Here is a 17168-nt window from a genome sequence, read left to right on the forward strand (position 1 = left end):
AGAATTGGCTGGTTAGAAAATCAAGTTCAGCCTTTTAAACTGTTTAAAGTTTAAATGAACGGTGTTCCTAAAGCAGCTCTTTCGGAAATATGCTGTACTGGCTTATTTCTCAGAGCTAATCGCTTTTATCACGACCTCGATTTATTTCATCCCTGCTAACTGTTGGCGAATACGTTTGAAATCGCCTGCTGATACCATTCCTGCTTTACGTAATTGACGACGTTGTTTTTTTGTTTTGCCGTGGAAACGGTGACTTGTAAACGCACGGAATCTTTTCAATCCGCCCTTACCAGTACGTTTGAAACGTTTTGCTGATCCGCGGTGTGTTTTTTGTTTTGGCATGACTAATTTTCCTCCTCAAAATCTTTTGCTCTCTCGAACAAATCCATCGATATTTCTCAAATTACTTGTCGTTTTTAGGTGCCAGCGTTAGAAACATGCTGCGTCCATCCATTTTCGCTTTCTGTTCCACTGTAGCAATATCTGCAGTTTCTTCAGCCAGGCGATCAAGAACTTTTTGACCAATCTCTTTATGGGTAATGGCACGGCCTTTAAAACGGATCGAAGCTTTCACTTTGTCTCCCTTTTCCAAAAACTTACGTGCATTACGAAGTTTTGTGTTAAAGTCATTGACATCAATAGTCGGACTTAAACGAACTTCTTTTACGCTGATCACTTTTTGCTTTTTACGAGCTTCGCGCTCTTTCTTCTGCTGTTCAAAACGGAACTTTCCGTAATCCATGATTCGTGCCACAGGTGGTTTAGCGCCTGGTGCAACAAGGACTAGGTCTAGGTTTGCAGTTTCAGCGATTTGCAGCGCTTCTGACTTTGTCTTTACACCTAATTGTTCCCCATCTTGCCCGATCAAACGTAACTCACGTGCACGAATGCCGTCGTTCACCATCATATCCTTTGCTATGGTCATTCACCTCCAAGTTTTTTAAGAGAAAGTATAGCGGAAAGCTTTATCATTTCCTTAAGTCAGCAGATAATCGCATAAAAAAACGGGCTCCATAAGAACCCGCGTAAAGTCTGACTCATATCCTAACTGATATAAGGAATCCTCTTATCTAGCCCAGTGATGTTCTCAACTAAGGCGAGAAGCGGGTGCTTCTGCTTTTATTTTCTCAACTTCAATAGTATATACGATAGTCCTCAACTTGTCAATAACTACTTTGTAAAAATCACAGCAACCACATAAAACATGCAAACAAATGTTTATCACTCTTTTTTCTTTGAGTAGTATTTGTCTCATGCTTTGATTCTATTGGGAATTAAATTGCTGCAAGCAGCTCTTCAATTTTTTTCAGCACGCCGCTTTCATCGTTTGAAAGAATTACTTCTTTTGCCGCTTCCTTTACTTTGGGATGTGCGTTGGCCATCGCAAAACTATAGCCTGCGTGCTTCAGCATTTCAATATCATTACCGCTGTCGCCAAAGGCGGCAATTTCTTCGGCCTTGATGCCCCACAGCTGCTGCAGCCGTTCAAGTCCGCTGGCTTTGTGCGTGCCTTGAATAATCAAGTCCACATCCTCATGACCACTGGATACAGGGACTAATCTCCCCTCCAGCACTTGTTCCAACTCTTCAACTGCTTGTTCAACCTGACCAACTGGAAAACTCAACGCAAACTTAAAAAATACATCATTTTCTACTTTTTTTAAATCCGGCACCTTTTTCAAACGATGATAGTATTTACTGCCATAGGCTACAAAGCTTTCAGATTCATCCTCTCTAACATAGGCGCTAGTTCTCCCGCAAAGAATTGTATGAGCGCCGTTAAAATGATAAAGTACATCCAGCACATCATCAACTGTTTCCTGCATCATTTCACCATAGAAAATTTCCTGATTCTCACTAACTACATATGCGCCATTTTCTGCAACGAAGGACAATTCCTTTTCAATCTCAGGAAAAAAAGATTTCAGCTGGTAATATTGATTCCCGCTGGCAACAACGAACCGTATGCCTTGCTCCTTCATTTTTTTATACAGCTCAGCAAAGTGTTCCCTATCATAATCCTGCATGCTATTCAAAAACGTTCCATCCATATCTACTGCTATCATTTTAACTGTCATAATTATTCTCTACCTCCAATATGTTTAGCAAATAATCCGCTCTCATCTATTGTATCATGTTCAGCAGCTGAAATTACTCTTTCTTATAACAAAAAACTCATCTTTAGCCTTTACCAAAGATGAGTGACTATATCCCATTTAATAATTAGTGAACTGCCTTGAATCCAATCAAAAGCTTCCCAGAAAGAGGTCTTTGCTACCTTATATGCCCTGGGCTAACCCTGTAGTCCCTACAGTTTTTCATACTTATTTCCTCAAGCCCTGCCGCAACAGCTGAATACTGGCCGCAGTCTCCCTGTCTGCTTGACCCCGCTCCTCATCAATATCACAAATCAGATGAGGATTGATTGTTTCACTAGATGTGACTGCTTCCCCGTTTTTTTTGAGCTTCAGCAATTGCTTTTCATGCCACAATGCTTTGTATTCAAGCTTGGACACAAATAAAGACCATGACACATCAGAAACTCGTTTATTCAGCTTATCATTACGGCAGAAATCTTCTTTATGAATATCCTCTACACAAATAAAGTCATATTGGTTAATCAGCTCTGTCGTAACCTTATTGAGGAAATCATGACGCTGATTCAAAAGCTTCTCTCTTAACTTAGCAACCTTTATTTTCTGCTTTAGATAGTTCTTCTGCTTTAATAAATCCAGCCCTCTTGCAACTGCCAGATTCTTTTTCCTGACTAGTTTCTTTTCCTCACGTCGAATTTTCCGTTCGATTTCTTCTGTCAGCTGATCATTATCTATTTTTTTCCCATTTGATAAGACAGCAAAATGAGAACAGCCTAGACTGATTCCTACAGCTTGATTAGTTTTCTCTTTGCAGGCAATAGTTTCCTCGCATAAGATTGATACAAAGTATTTTCCACTGGTTGACCGTGAAATTGTTGCTGATTTTATTTTTCCCTTTAACTCTCTGTGAACCTTCACTTTTATCAACGACTTTAATTTTGGAATTTTCAAATAATTTAAAGCAACAAATTTTATGGTTCCATTTTGATTATTCGTTGTATAGGAGGTCACAGGATTTTTTTTAGTTTTCAGTTTGGGAAAACCGATATTTTTTCCATTATAATACTGCTTCAGTGTTCTTTCCAAATGTATCTGAGCATTAGCCAAGGCTAAGCTGTCCACTTCCTTCAGCAATGGATATCGTTTTTTATATTTTGCCGGTGTAGGAATTTTCTGGAACTTACTCCCATTCCCAGTTTTTGATTCTTTGTAAAAATGAATCCTATCCTGCAGCAGCAAGTTATGAACCATACAGACACAAGAAAAAGTTTTTTCAAAAAAATCGATTTGAGGCGGCGTGGGATAAATTCTGTATTTATACGCTTTTAGTACCTTCACCAGTCCACCGTCCTGTTCGAACAGTCCGACACCGATCCGCATGCTATAGTTGTTTCATTGGTTGCGGCCGCTGCTTAATAAACACCTGGTCAGACCACTTCTTCATTTTTTCCTTTATTAAGCCCGAATATAAAAGTAAGTGGGACAACCAAATGCCCACTCCCTTTTCATCTTTAGATACAAACAATAGCTGAAACAAAAACAGCAATTTTGAAAATAGGCTGAATCTCTCTATTTCTAAAATTAGTATTGTCCGTTTTCAGCAATTATCTATTAGTAAATCTGAAGAAACAGACCCTCATCCATCCGTTTCTCCAGATTATTGACTCACTAACTTTACCGATTAACGGCGTGCCTGAGCTTTTTTGGTTGCAATTTTTTCACGGAATTGTTCCACTTCATCTTCTGAACAATATACGTAGTGCTCCGGAGCCACTTCACGCAGCTGACGATCTTTTCCATCTTCTTTCTGCGGTGTGTAAACAATCCGTTTACGTGACCGCTCATAATCTGGATCCGGAAGCGGAATTGCAGAAAGCAGACTTTCTGTATATGGATGAACACCAAAATTATAAATGTCATCACTTGAACCCATTTCCAGCAGTTTACCGCTATGCATAACCCCAATACGGTCACTGATGTGTTTTACCATAGAAAGGTCATGAGCAATAAACAGATAAGTTAATCCCGCTTCTTTTTGTAAATCCTGCAGCAAGTTTACAACCTGTGCCTGAATCGATACATCCAAGGCAGAAATTGGTTCGTCACAGATAATGAATTTTGGATCTACTGCTAAAGCACGAGCGATACCAATCCGCTGACGCTGTCCACCTGAAAACTCATGAGGATAACGAGAAGCATGACTTGGATCAAGTCCTACAACTTTTAACAGCTCTTCAACTTTTTCTGTGCGTTCTTTATCATTTTTAGCCAAATTATTGATATCAATACCTTCAGCAATAATATCATTAACCTTCATTCTAGGATTAAGAGATGCATATGGATCCTGGAAAATCATTTGAACTTCTCTGCGGAAGGACTGCATCTTCTCTTTTGAACGAATGTCTGCAATATTTTCCCCATCGAAGATAATTTCTCCGCCGGTTGGGTTGTATAAACGAATTACGCTTCGTCCAGTAGTTGATTTACCACTTCCTGATTCTCCTACCAGTCCAAACGTTTCTCCTTCATAAATATGAAAGCTGACATCGTCAACCGCTTTTACTTCATCAGGACGTCCAATATTAAAATACTGCTTTAATCCTTTAACGTCTAACAGTTTTTTACGTTTCTCAAGATTCACTGTTCAGCCCTCCTGTTTCAGATTCTTTATGACGCTCTTTATAGATAGCCCAGCGTCTTTCAATTTCTGCCGGAGGTGTTACTTTCGGCGCTTGCGGTGCCAACAGCCATGTTGCTGCTTTATGCGTTGGAGAAACCTCAAAATATGGCGGCTCCTGCTCAGCATCAATTTTCAACGCAAATTCATTCCGCGGATAGAAGGCATCTCCTTTTGGAGGGTCCAGTAAATCCGGAGGTGAACCTGGAATTGCATACAGCTTATCCTCTGTTCCTTCAAGAGTCGGCATAGAGCCTAGCAATCCCCAGGTATATGGGTGCTGCGGATTGTAGAAAATTTCTTCAGAGGTACCTACTTCAATAATTCGACCGCCGTACATAACAGCTACACGGTCAGCTACATTTGCTACCACCCCTAAGTCATGGGTAATAAAAATGATTGAGGTGCTGATTTTTTGCTGCAAATCTTTTAATAATTCAAGAATTTGCGCTTGAATAGTTACATCAAGAGCTGTTGTCGGTTCATCTGCAATCAAGACTTCCGGGTAACAAATCAACGCAATTGCAATAACAATCCGCTGGCGCTGCCCGCCTGAAAACTGGTGAGGGTAGTTTTTCAGTCGTTTTTCAGCATTAGGAATCCCTACTAATTTAAGCAGTTCCAATGCCTGAGCTAAGCCCTCAGCTTTTGATACTTTATTATGTTTAATCAAAGACTCTGCAACTTGTCTGCCGATAGGCATTGTCGGATCTAAAGAAGTCATTGGATCCTGAAAGATCATTGCAATTTCTTTTCCTCTAATTTTCTGCATCTCTTTTTCTGTTTTATGGACAATATCTGATCCTTTGAACAGGATTTCACCACTGTCGATATTCGCATTACTGCTCAGCAGGCGCATGATTGTTCTTGTCGTTACTGACTTACCACTTCCTGATTCACCAACAATTGCTAGTGTCTCACCTTTATGGAGGTCAAAGTTCACGCCACGAATAGCTTTAACTTTTCCTGCGAATGTATCAAAAGAGATGTGTAAATCTTTTACTTCTAATACTTTTTCCATAGTCATTCACTCTACTCTTTCATCTTAGGATCTAAGGCGTCACGCAAACCGTCAGCCAGTAAATTGAAACAAATCATAATCACAGATAATGTTGCTGCCGGAATCCACATCAGGTACGGCAGGAAGCGGAACGTTTTGTACCCTTCATTCAACAGTGTACCTAGTGAAGCGGTTGGTGGTCTCAAGCCCAATCCAATGAAACTCAGAAAGGCTTCGAAGAAAATAGCAGACGGAATACTAAACATCATTTGCACAATGATGATACTTGAAATATTAGGCAGGATGTGTTTAACTGCAATTTTCAGACGGGATTCCCCTAAAGTCTGTGCAGCCAATACAAATTCCTGATCCTTCAATTTCAAGGTCTGGGCTCGGACAATCCTGGCCATGGATATCCAGTTCGTTACAACCATCGCTAATACAATGGAAAGAATTCCCGGATCAAAAACTGTCAGCATCAGAATCATTACAACCAGATTTGGGATACCAGATAGAATTTCTAATATCCGCTGCATTACAGTATCTACTCGGCCGCCAAACAGTCCCGATATCAGACCATATGTTACCCCGATAGTAATATCGAGAATAGCCGCGATGAAAGCAATCAGCAATGATACTCGTGTTCCCATCAGCAGACGGCTTAAAACATCCCGTCCCAAGCCATCAGTTCCAAGATAGAAATTCAAGTTTTCGGGAACTTTCGCTTGTTCATATTTATCAACAATTTTACCTGCTACAACGGCTTTACCATTCAGACCGTCAACACTTTCCAAACCTGGAATTTTCGGCGGCAGGTTAATATAAGCCACATTCTGTTTTGTCGGATCCTGTGGTGAAATCCAGATAGAACCGATTGAAATTAAGATGATTATAATCAAGATAACCATTGAGATAACAGCGGCTTTATTTTTCTTTAGACGACGCCATGAATCTTGAATAAAGTTTAGCGACGGCGCAGCAATTCGTTCTCTTTCTTTGGAAGTCGACGCATCTAAAAGCTCAAACTCTCCAGAAGGAATCCCACTTACTGATTCCGGTACTGCATTTCTTTTGATTGTTTCCATTAGCTACGGTCACCTCCTGAAACACGGATTCTTGGATCGATTAATCCATAAAGCAAGTCAACAACAAGAATAACAATAACCAGCATTGTAGAATAAAGAATTGTTACGGCCATAATTGTTGGATAGTCATTGGTCATAATCGATTTAACAAACTGCTCACCGATACCCGGTATTGCAAAAATGTTCTCTACAACCAGCGACCCTGTCATCAAACCGACAGCTAAAGGTCCTAATAATGTAATCAATGGGATTAAACTATTTCTTAATCCATGTCTAAATGCTACTTGCCAGCGGCTCAACCCTTTTGCTCTCGCCAGTTCTACATAGTCACTATGAAGAACCTCTACCATTTCGGTTCGAATAAACCTGGCCGAGTCAGCCAATGGACTCATTGCTAAGGCAAGTGTCGGTAAAATCGTAGACGCAAAGGTTTCCCATTTTGCGATTGGCAGCCAGCCCAGCTTCATTGCAAATACATATTGAAGCAGTACGGCAAAGACGAAGTTCGGAATTGAACGGCCTAAGATGGCCATTAAAGTCGCTAATGTATCTACCCAAGTATTTTGACGCATTGCTGCAATAACACCGAGTAAAATACCGACTAATGTTCCGAATAGAATGGCTTGTCCCCCCAGTTGTACTGAAGGTCCAATCCGGTTTACTAATAATTTAGCTACCGGCTGATTTTTAAATTGGAATGAAATCCCAAAATCACCGACTACAAGGTTTTTCAAATAGATTCCGTATTGAACGAGAACCGGCTTATCCAGTCCTGATTGTTTGTTCAACATGGCAATGGTTTCTGGACTAAGTTTTTCTTGGTTGGTATATGGAGTACCTGGTAATAATTGCATTAAGAAAAACGTAATCGTTGCGATTAACCACAATGTGATTATCATGAAAAAGACACGTTTAAGAAAATACTTCCCAAAACTGTTCAAGAATGACACCTCCGAAATTATTTTGACTTCAACAGCTGTTTTCGATAAAGTATAGACAATAAAACTAATATAGACAAGGATGAACCCATGAAAAATTTAAAATGGCCATTTGCCACTTTCCTCATTTCCAGTTTTGGTATATTTATCTATTTATTTTTAACTAAAAAATCAGTTACTGCCCAATCAATATCGGACTCCTTCTTTATCGTCTCTCTTTTCTTTCTCATTATCGGAATCGCACTTTGGACTATGTCCTCTGGCTTTTTTGATAACTTTCAGCGTTTTATGAAAAACGCGTTTCATTTAAGAAAGAAAAACGAGCCGAAAGAATTCATCCCGTTTTCAGAAATCGGCATTGCCCATCGGTATTTCTGGCTCGTTACCGGAGGATTTCTGCTGATTCCAGCTATTGTTTCCTTACTATTTTACTTTTTCTAAGCAAAGATAGCAAGAGGACCGTTGCCTTTTCCTAAAAATGGCAAGGGTCCTTTTGCTATGAACGGGTCATTTCAGATTATTCTGAAATGTATGTCCATTTGTAATCATATTGCGCTCCAGCAGGGTGGAAGCCAACATCTTTCACTTTCGCAGCTCTCATGTGTCCTTCTGCTTTTTGGTAAATTGGCATAACACCTAGCTCGCCAGTGATAATCTTCTCTGCATTCACCATGTCATCCCAACGTTTTTCAGGATTGTTGGCATTTGTTGTTGCAGCAGAGTTCACATATTTGTCATACTCTGTATTGCTATAGCGTCCACGGTTATATGAGTTGTCTGTGATAAACAAATCAAGGAAACTACTTGGATCAACATAGTCAGCGCCCCATCCGCTTAATACTACATCAAAGTCACCTTTGTTTGAACGGTCAAGACGTACAGAGAATGGTACTGGACTTAATGTTACTTTCACGCCGTCCAAGGCTTCTGTAACAGCACCCTGAATGTATTCAGTTACTTTCTTAGAAGAATCAGTATCAGAAGAAAGGATGTCAAACTCGAATGAAGTAATCCCTAATTCTTTCTTCGCTTTTTCCCAATATTCTTTTGCTTTATCTTGATCAAATTCAATTTCCACGCCTGCATCCTTAACGAAGTCAGCATCAGTATCAGGGTTATGAGACATGTCTGCTGGAACCAATCCTTGAGGAGCAACTGATCCGTCACCTAGGATTTGGTTAACCAATGCATCACGGTCGATTGAGTAAGAAATCGCTTTTCTCAGGTTTTCATTTTTGAATGGAGAATCCGCATCTCTTTGGTTGAACTCCATGTATTGTGTACTTGCTTCTTTTTGGATAACATATTCAGGATCACTTGCCATTTGCTGTGCAAGCTCACCAGTCAAGATAACATCATCAGCTTGTCCATCTTGGAATAAGTTTAATGAAGTAGGTGCTTCTTTAACAACACTTACTTTTACTTCGTCCAGCTTAACAGTGTCTGCATCCCAGTAGTCTGCATTTTTCTTGTAAGACCATTCTGTATCAGTACCTGGTCCATCAAATCCATCTAATACGAAAGGTCCGTTATAAACTGCTTTATCGCTAGTTGTTGCGTACTCTTTGCCATACTCTTCCACGATGTCTTTTCTTTGTGGGAAGAATGATGGGAATGCTAACAGATAGTCAAAGTAAGGTGTTGCTTGCTCTAATGTAATCTCAAGCTCGTAATCACCAACTGCTTTGATACCCAGTTCTTCAGGTTTTGCATCACCTTCAGCAATTTTAGTTCCGTTTTTAACAGCACCAAACATATAGCCGTATTCTGAAGCTGTTGCCGGATCAACCGTACGTTGCCAGCCATATACATAGTCTTCTGCTTTTACAGGTTCGCCATCAGTCCATTTTGAGTCTTCATTCAGCTTCACTTTGTAAACTGTTCCATCTTCGCTGACTTCAGCCATTTCTGCTGCACCTGCTGTAATAACTTTATTATCTAAATCTAACCGGTAAATACCTTCATATACATTATTCAATGCAGTAAAACTAATTACGTCTGTTGCGATAGATAAATCGGCACTTGGCATTTCTTGCTGCTCAATCACACGATAGATTTGTTCTCCGCTTGCTGTACCCTTTGATGATGAATCTGCAGACTTAGAGTCGTCTGTTGTTCCACCGCCGCCACACGCAGTAAGTACTGCTGCGCTAAGTAAAGTTACTGTCCCTAAAGCAAATGACTTTTTAAACTTCATTCCCATGTCCTCCTAGAAAATTCTGTTCTCATTTTTCTGAAAACTCAGAATTTAATAATTATTTATTGCTATGAGGTATAGTTTACCCGCATAACATTAAAAAATCAAGAAAAATCTTATTCTCTCCTAATAATTATAAAAACGTGATACTTCCAGCTATTATTTACTTACTTTTTATCGTATATTATTCAGCCTTCTTATTTCCAATAACCCGAATGATAGTATAAATTATTGTCTTTTTTATCGCAACTATCGAAAATTATCGTTTATTCCTTTAATTTTTTTCGTATTTCAGCATATTTCCCTAAAAAAATGACTTTTAATACTTTTTTCTTGCTGTCGACAATAAACTCCCTCCCTCTTATTATTCACTCATCTTATTCTTAGAAACCTTTTCAACGGCTTTTTTCCTGTTCCATGAGAAAAATAATTTTAGTATATAATAGAAAGACAATTATTTTCGAAAGAAGGTTCAAATATGAAAGAAAAGAAACGAATTTTGCCAGTTTTGCCGGCAAAGCTGCCACGCTACGACCTTGAGCTAGAAGATGAAGGCATTGTTGAAGCGTCTTTTATTGAGAATCAATTGTTAACAGAGATTGATTTTCATCACCTTTTTTTCAAAGAATGTCATTTTAAAAAGCTGCTGCTTCCCGGCAGCCGACTTCGACATTTTGAATGTGTAAATGTTGTCTTTGAAAACTGTGATTTTTCAAATGCCGACTGGATAGGGTCGAGCTTCCATCAGGTAGAGTTTAGAGGGTGCAAACTAACTGGTATTAATTTTGCTGAAGGCTATTTTAAAGACTGTCTGTTTGACGACTGCATGCTGGATTATGCTTCTTTTGCTGCCTCAACCTTAAAAGTTACCCATTTTGAAAAGAATCGTCTGAATCAAAGTGACTTTACTGAAGTTGACTGGCAGCATTTAAAGCTGACAGACTGTGAACTAACACAAAGCCAATGGTTCCATACTAAGCTGAATAAGCTTGATTTGTCGGAAAACCGTTTCGATGCCATTGCTTTTTCACCAGAATCGATTCATGGACTGATAATTAATGCCGAACAGGCTTTAGTTATTGCCGGAACATTAGGTGTAAAAATTAAATAGCTTGCCATAAAACCAACGCAGCATTTATATAGGAAGAAAACAGCTTAACGTTTTCTTTAGAAATGAGCGTAAGAATTTTACTTGCTATTCCTTTTTCGATAAACTAATGAAGGTTGACCTTACAAGTTTGTAAGCAGCCTGATTAAATAATTTAGGATAGTGGTTCTTAACGAAGTCTGTATTTTTTAGACACTTCCTTTGTTATGGTTATCGAAAGGAGAAAAAAGTGAAAAAAGAATTTATTGAGATTTGGGGAGATCTGGTAAAAATCAGCGACTTGATTCTTTCCGTTCTAATCTGCAGCGGCTTAACTATGGGCGGCTATTTCCTGGCCCCTGCTGCTGACCAGACAAAACAACTATTTTTCGGTCTTGGCGGTGCGGTACTGGGCTTCCTCCTATCGACTTTTTTAATTAAGCCAAAGCGCATAGTGGAGGAGGAAAATTAGTATGGATGCTTCTCTCTTACTTCAAATGCTGCTGGCAGTTCTTGGAGCAGTCGTTCTCTATACATTTATAGGTTTTGTTCCTGGTACAGATGAAACTTCTGTCTTAATGCCGGTGACCTTAGCCCTTGTTCTTTCAGGGTTACAACCTATCGTAGTCTTAACTTTTTTTATCGCTGCAATCGTGACTCTAAACCTGATGAATGCAATTCCGACTGCTTTAGTTGGACTGCCGGGTGGTGTAATGTCCACTCCAATGATTGAGCATGCACTTTTTCTAAAGGATCAGGGAATGGCTGCTACCAGTATTAAAAAAATGGCAACCGGCTCTATTATTGGAACAGTAATTGCTATTCCAGTCAGTTTGCTGCTGGCAAATATTCTTGCGCCTTTTTCCGAATCTGTAAAATCCTATGCCGCACTTCTATTCGTCTTTGGCGCTGTTTTTTTAGCTCTTATCGGAAAAAATAAATTATTTGCTCTAATCAGCATTATTCCTCTGGCATTACTATTTCAAGGTTTGCGCTATCTTTATTGGGGAATTGGTGCAGTTCCACAGGAAAAAACCGTTACCACTTCTTTCTTTTTAGGCATTACTATCGGACCGCTGATTGTCTCCCTGCTTGGTCTATTAAATGAGCAAAAACGGGCAGCCTTACCGAAATACGCTAAAAAGAAGATAACCATTAAGCATGTGGATGAAGAAGCTGCATTGAAGCATCCTCTTAAGACAATTACAAAAAAAGAAGCTGGTACAAGTGCTGTTGTTTCTCTATTGTCTAACTTCCTGTTCTTTCTAAGCCCAGTGGGTCTGACCATTCTATTTGGAGAAATCGCTGCTAACAAGGAAAAAGATCCTGTAAAAAAAGCCAGTATGGCAATTACTTCGATGAGTGCTTTATCTCATGCAACGTATCTTTCAGGTGTAATCATTCCTTTAATTGCCTTGGGTATTCCTTTGTCGCCAGTTGCAGTAGGACCAGCAAATGCATTATTTAATGCCCCGCCAGTCTTTACTTTGGATAGAAACATTCATCATCTGCTTACAAAGGGAGAGTTTGTTTTTGCGATTCTTTTTGCTGCCGTAATTGCTTCTGTTATTACCTATTTCATCGCAATGAACTACGCCCAGCAGATGACTGCTTTTGTTTTAAAGAAAATCCCTCATGAAGCAATTTTAGGATTATTCATCGGCTTTATCCTGCTGTTGGCTTTTATGGATGCAGGACTTGTTAATATATTCGGTGTTCTTTTAGTTGGGATTGTCTGTGGGACGTTAAACAAGATGGGCGTCAACTATGGTGTCCAGTTCATGATTCTCTATGCGGCACCATGGATTACCTCACATTTGATATTTTAGATAAAGGAAGTTTTTTATAAATGAATAAGCTAACGAGCGGAACAGGTCATGCAACTGGAAAAATCATTTTGATTGGCGAGCATTCTGTCGTCTATGGCGAACCAGCTGTTGCATTTCCCTTCCAAGCGGCGCAGGTAACAACTACAGCAGTTCCTGCAAAAGAAATGACAATTGACTGCACTTATTATAAAGGACTGCTGGCGGATGCACCGGCAAAACTGAAAAATATTAAAGAAAGCATTTATCAGACACTAAATTACTTAAAAAAGGCTGAGTCTTTTACTTTTACTATAGATAGTACAATTCCACCAGAAAGAGGTATGGGCTCAAGTGCCGCAGTTGCAGTTTCTGTGATTCGCAGCTTGTTTGACTACTACAGCTATAGCTATACCAAAGCGGAACTAACTGTTTTAGTTAATCGGGCGGAAAAAATTGCTCATGGGAATCCCAGTGGGATTGACGGAGCCGCCACCAGCGGCTCCCAGCCATTGTTTTTTGTCAAGGGTAGCGAGCTTGAAACCTTTCCTATGAAGCTGGAAAATGCCTACCTGATTGTCGCAGACACTGACATCAAAGGGCAGACAAGAGAAGCTGTCAAAGACGTCGCTCATCTCTTTGATACTAATAAAGCAAAAATCAGCCCAAAAATTCAGCAGCTGGGAGAGCTGACAATTGAAGCGAAAGAAGCAATTTTAGCTAATGACGTTCGCAGGCTTGGCACTATTATGAACCAAGCTCAAATGTTGTTGGCTGATTTGACTGTCAGTCATCCAATGATTGACCGGCTGCTGGAAGCTGCCCACAAACAAGGGGCACTTGGAGCCAAGTTGACTGGCGGCGGACGCGGAGGCTGTGTTATCGCTCTAGCGGAGACACCAATTATTGCAGAAAAGATTGCTACGGCAATGAAGCAGCATGGCGCTGTAAATACCTGGATACAGACACTGGGGGATCTAGCATGAAACACATTGGAAAAGCACGGGCCTATACAAATATCGCCCTGATTAAGTACTGGGGGAAAAAAGATGAGCAGCTGATTCTACCTATGAACAGCAGTCTATCCCTAACATTGGACGCTTTTTATACAGAAACAGAGGTCACCTTTGACCCCGCTCTTTCACAGGATTGCTTCTATTTAAATGATCGTCTTCAAAATAAAGAGCAGACAAAAAAAATCAGCAAATTTTTGACAATTTTTAGAAATAAATACTCTATCAGCCACTACGCTTCAGTCGACAGCCGCAATTTTGTTCCTACAGCGGCTGGTTTAGCATCATCTGCAAGTGGTCTGGCAGCTTTAGCAGGTGCCTGCAGCGCTGCTCTATCCTTGGAGCTATCTCCTCAAGAGCTTTCTAAGCTGGCAAGAAGAGGTTCGGGTTCCGCCTGCCGCAGTATCTTCGGCGGATTTGCTGAATGGCGGAAAGGTGATTCAGATGATACCTCTTTCGCAGTTCAAGTTCCTGCTTCTTCGTGGGAAAATGAACTGTCTATGCTGTTTATTCTTGTAAATGACACACAAAAGGATGTTTCCAGCCGTGATGGAATGAAGCGAACGGTTGATACCTCGATTTTTTATCAAGGCTGGCTAACAGGGGCAGCTGACGATTTGGAGCTGGCTAAACAGGCGATTGCAGAAAATAATTTCAGCGCACTAGGTGAAGTCGCTGAATCAAATGCGCTTAGGATGCACGGTACAACACTAGGTGCTGTCCCTCCCTTTACTTACTGGTCACCAGATTCTCTCAAAGCGATGAATCTGGTTAGAAGCTGCCGGATGCGGGGCATCCCTTGCTACTTTACAATGGATGCCGGACCAAATGTTAAAGTACTTGTTCAGAAGAAGGATCAGGAAAAGCTTTATCATTTCTTTTCTGAGCATTTTAATGAAAAACAGTTGATTTTAGCCAATACCGGTCCAGGTTTGGAAATACTTAAACCGGAAAGGTTGATGGACAATGATTGAAGTATCTGCTCCCGGAAAGTTATTTATTTCTGGAGAATATGCTGTAGTAGAACCTGGTCATCCAGCAGTTATTGTGGCGGTTGATCAGTTTGTTACCGTTCGCCTGGAAGAGTCAACGGAGAATGGCAGCATTCAGTCGGAACAATATCGTTCAATTCCTGTGCGCTGGACTAGAAAGAATAACGAGCTGGTTTTAGATACTCGGGAGAACCCCTTTCACTATATTCTTGCAGCTATCCGTTTAACAGAAAAATATGCTCAGGAACAACAGCGTTCACTATCGTTTTACCACCTAAAAGTAACCAGCGAGCTAGACAGCGCCAGCGGTAGAAAATATGGACTGGGATCAAGCGGTGCTGTTACTGTAGCTACAGTGAAGGCTCTTAACCATTTTTATCAGCTGAAGCTGGCTAATGAGGAAATATTCAAGCTTTCCGCATTAGCTCATCTGGAAGTTCAGGGGAACGGCTCCTGTGGGGATATTGCCGCAAGCTGTTACGGCGGCTGGATTGCTTTTTCTACATTCGATCAGCAATGGGTAAGGGAACAAAGCCATAAAGCCTCTCTTTCTAAACTGTTGAATCAGCAATGGCCTAATTTAATGATTGAGCCTCTTCCGGTTCCCGAGCAGCTGCGGCTGCTCATTGGCTGGACAGGCAGTCCTGCTTCTACTTCTGATTTAGTCGATCAGGTACATCATTCGAAGAAAGAACGCGAAGCTTCTTATCAGTCCTTTCTCTCCAGCAGCAAATGCTGCGTTGAAAAAATGATTCGAGGCTTCAAGGAAAATAATCTCACTGCTATTCAGACGGCTCTTAGAGAGAACCGGTTGCTCTTACAACAGTTGACTTCTCTGACAGGTGTAGTCATTGAGACTCCCGCACTCAGAAAACTGTGTGATTTAGCCGAGGAATTCGGCGGAGCAGCGAAATCTTCTGGAGCTGGCGGCGGCGATTGCGGGATTGTTCTTTTCAAGCAAAAAAATGGTATTCTGCCTTTAGTCAGTGCTTGGGAGAAAGAGGAAATTACTTTACTGCCATTACATGTTTACTTTTATGGAGGTCATGAATATGAACAACCGCAAAGATGAACATTTATCTTTAGCTAAAGCTTTTCATAAAGAACAAGAGAATGATTTCGACCGTTTACGATTTGTCCATCATTCACTCCCAGAAGCGAGTACAGAGACTGTAGATTTAACCACGCATTTTCTCGGCTTTTCTCTTCCACTACCTTTTTATATCAATGCCATGACTGGCGGGAGTGAAAAAACCAAGAAAATCAATCAGCAGCTAGGAATCATTGCCAGAGAAACAGGAGTGTTGGTGGCTACAGGCTCTGTCAGTGCTGCATTGAAAGATCCGACTCTGTCAGACTCCTACAGTATTGTCCGCAAAGAGAACCCTAACGGGAAAATCCTTGCAAATATTGGAGCCGGTACTTCGTTAGACGATGCAAAGAGAGCTGTAGAGCTTTTCAAAGCGGATGGTCTGCAAATTCACTTGAATGCCCCCCAGGAACTAGTTATGCCTGAAGGGGACCGCGATTTTACCAGCTGGCTTGAGCAGATTGAAGAAATTAATCAGCAGCTTGATTGTCCTTTAATGGTTAAAGAAGTCGGCTTTGGTATGAGCAGTCAAACTCTTGCACAGCTATTTTCGATTGGTATTCAAACTGTTGATGTCAGCGGCCGTGGTGGAACCAGCTTTACACAAATTGAAAATGCCCGTAGAAAAAAAAGAGAACTTAGTTTCTTAAACGACTGGGGACAGTCTACAGTTATTTCTCTATTGGAGTCTTCTGTTCATCGTGATAAAATGACAATTTTGGCTTCCGGCGGCATTCGAAATTCTCTTGATATCATAAAAGCTCTAAGTCTAGGTGCTAAAGGCGTAGGCATTTCGGGGACTATTCTTACTTATCTTATGAGTAATGGTCTGGATGCTGCTATCGCTCTTGTCCGGCAATGGCAGGAAGAATTAACACTGCTTTACACCTTGCTTGGAAAACGTACGACTGAGGAACTGACGACCACCGACCTTGTTTTTGACCGTTCACTAATTGACTGGTGTGAAAGCCGGGGTATTCCTTACCAATACTACAGTCAACGAAGCTCGTCCTTTTAAGGTTGGTGAACAAGAATAGGGAAACTGTAGACGCAAAAGCTGCTTCTTCGAAAATAAGCACTCTCTAAGTATCCCCCTTACTATTTCTTGATATTACTGAGTCTATAAATACAACTAGTCTAAATTCCCTTTACCAATAAAAAAGGATTTCGGAAAAATTCCGAAATCCT

The 17168-nt window shown here is 40.6% G+C and carries 17 protein-coding genes; 8 read left to right on the forward strand and 9 right to left on the reverse strand.

The features are described 5' to 3' along the window. Positions 1-141: 141 nt before the first annotated feature. The 8 genes from rpmI to opp3b form a co-directional block, all read right to left on the reverse strand. Entirely contained in the window at positions 142-342 is a 201-nt protein-coding gene (gene rpmI, locus ACYSNQ_RS01360) for a 50S ribosomal protein L35 (protein ID WP_426080971.1), read from the reverse strand. 61 nt (positions 343-403) lie between these two features. Continuing rightward, positions 404-925 carry a translation initiation factor IF-3 gene (gene infC / locus ACYSNQ_RS01365; protein ID WP_426080972.1) on the reverse strand — a complete coding sequence of 174 codons (522 nt, stop codon included), beginning with the start codon at positions 923-925 and terminating at the stop codon, positions 404-406. A gap of 349 nt (positions 926-1274) precedes the next feature. After that, positions 1275-2078 (reverse strand): Cof-type HAD-IIB family hydrolase, encoded by an 804-nt coding sequence (locus tag ACYSNQ_RS01370; protein WP_426080973.1) that lies wholly within the window; start codon positions 2076-2078, stop codon positions 1275-1277. 246 nt (positions 2079-2324) lie between these two features. Continuing rightward, positions 2325-3434, reverse strand: coding sequence for an RNA-guided endonuclease TnpB family protein (locus ACYSNQ_RS01375; RefSeq protein ID WP_426080974.1), 1110 nt, complete (start codon positions 3432-3434; stop codon positions 2325-2327). Positions 3435-3777: 343 nt separating this feature from the next. Then, the gene (locus ACYSNQ_RS01380; RefSeq protein WP_426080975.1) at positions 3778-4737 is read right to left on the reverse strand and encodes an ABC transporter ATP-binding protein; all 960 of its coding nucleotides are present in this window, start codon (positions 4735-4737) and stop codon (positions 3778-3780) included. Next, on the reverse strand, positions 4727-5800 hold the full coding sequence (locus ACYSNQ_RS01385) for an ABC transporter ATP-binding protein (RefSeq protein ID WP_426080976.1): 1074 nt from the start codon (positions 5798-5800) through the stop codon (positions 4727-4729). The genes ACYSNQ_RS01380 and ACYSNQ_RS01385 overlap by 11 nt, the downstream gene beginning before the upstream one ends. 5 nt (positions 5801-5805) lie before the next feature. Continuing rightward, positions 5806-6858 carry an oligopeptide ABC transporter permease gene (gene opp3C, locus ACYSNQ_RS01390; protein ID WP_426080977.1) on the reverse strand — a complete coding sequence of 351 codons (1053 nt, stop codon included), beginning with the start codon at positions 6856-6858 and terminating at the stop codon, positions 5806-5808. Further along, a complete protein-coding gene (gene opp3b / locus ACYSNQ_RS01395; RefSeq protein ID WP_426080978.1) occupies positions 6858-7799 on the reverse strand; it encodes an oligopeptide ABC transporter permease in 942 nt (313 codons plus the stop codon). Before opp3b ends, opp3C begins: the two co-directional genes overlap by 1 nt. A gap of 87 nt (positions 7800-7886) precedes the next feature. On the opposite strand from opp3b, the gene ACYSNQ_RS01400 reads away from it, so the two are divergent. Continuing rightward, positions 7887-8237, forward strand: a complete 351-nt coding sequence (locus tag ACYSNQ_RS01400; protein WP_426080979.1) for a DUF3899 domain-containing protein — start codon at positions 7887-7889, stop codon at positions 8235-8237. A 76-nt stretch (positions 8238-8313) separates the two neighbouring features. Here ACYSNQ_RS01400 and ACYSNQ_RS01405 read toward each other — a convergent pair whose 3' ends face one another. Continuing rightward, positions 8314-9993: a peptide ABC transporter substrate-binding protein gene (locus tag ACYSNQ_RS01405; protein ID WP_426080980.1), complete on the reverse strand. Its 1680-nt coding sequence runs from the start codon at positions 9991-9993 to the stop codon at positions 8314-8316. Positions 9994-10471: 478 nt separating this feature from the next. Here ACYSNQ_RS01405 and ACYSNQ_RS01410 point away from each other — a divergent pair, with 478 nt between their 5' ends. From ACYSNQ_RS01410 to fni, 7 genes are all read left to right on the forward strand, one after another. Then, the gene (locus ACYSNQ_RS01410; protein ID WP_426080981.1) at positions 10472-11104 is read left to right on the forward strand and encodes a pentapeptide repeat-containing protein; all 633 of its coding nucleotides are present in this window, start codon (positions 10472-10474) and stop codon (positions 11102-11104) included. A 226-nt stretch (positions 11105-11330) separates the two neighbouring features. Continuing rightward, the gene (locus ACYSNQ_RS01415) at positions 11331-11552 is read left to right on the forward strand and encodes a hypothetical protein (RefSeq protein WP_426080982.1); all 222 of its coding nucleotides are present in this window, start codon (positions 11331-11333) and stop codon (positions 11550-11552) included. A gap of 1 nt (position 11553) precedes the next feature. After that, positions 11554-12909, forward strand: a complete 1356-nt coding sequence (locus tag ACYSNQ_RS01420) for a tripartite tricarboxylate transporter permease (RefSeq protein ID WP_426080983.1) — start codon at positions 11554-11556, stop codon at positions 12907-12909. Between the two features lie 20 nt (positions 12910-12929). After that, the gene (gene mvk / locus ACYSNQ_RS01425; RefSeq protein WP_426080984.1) at positions 12930-13871 is read left to right on the forward strand and encodes a mevalonate kinase; all 942 of its coding nucleotides are present in this window, start codon (positions 12930-12932) and stop codon (positions 13869-13871) included. Further along, entirely contained in the window at positions 13868-14872 is a 1005-nt protein-coding gene (gene mvaD, locus ACYSNQ_RS01430) for a diphosphomevalonate decarboxylase (RefSeq protein ID WP_426080985.1), read from the forward strand. The genes mvk and mvaD overlap by 4 nt, the downstream gene beginning before the upstream one ends. Then, positions 14865-15962, forward strand: coding sequence for a phosphomevalonate kinase (locus ACYSNQ_RS01435; protein ID WP_426080986.1), 1098 nt, complete (start codon positions 14865-14867; stop codon positions 15960-15962). Before mvaD ends, ACYSNQ_RS01435 begins: the two co-directional genes overlap by 8 nt. Continuing rightward, the gene (gene fni / locus ACYSNQ_RS01440; RefSeq protein WP_426080987.1) at positions 15943-16998 is read left to right on the forward strand and encodes a type 2 isopentenyl-diphosphate Delta-isomerase; all 1056 of its coding nucleotides are present in this window, start codon (positions 15943-15945) and stop codon (positions 16996-16998) included. The genes ACYSNQ_RS01435 and fni overlap by 20 nt, the downstream gene beginning before the upstream one ends. Positions 16999-17168: the final 170 nt, after the last annotated feature.

This window comes from Enterococcus sp. LJL51 (assembly GCF_054871795.1).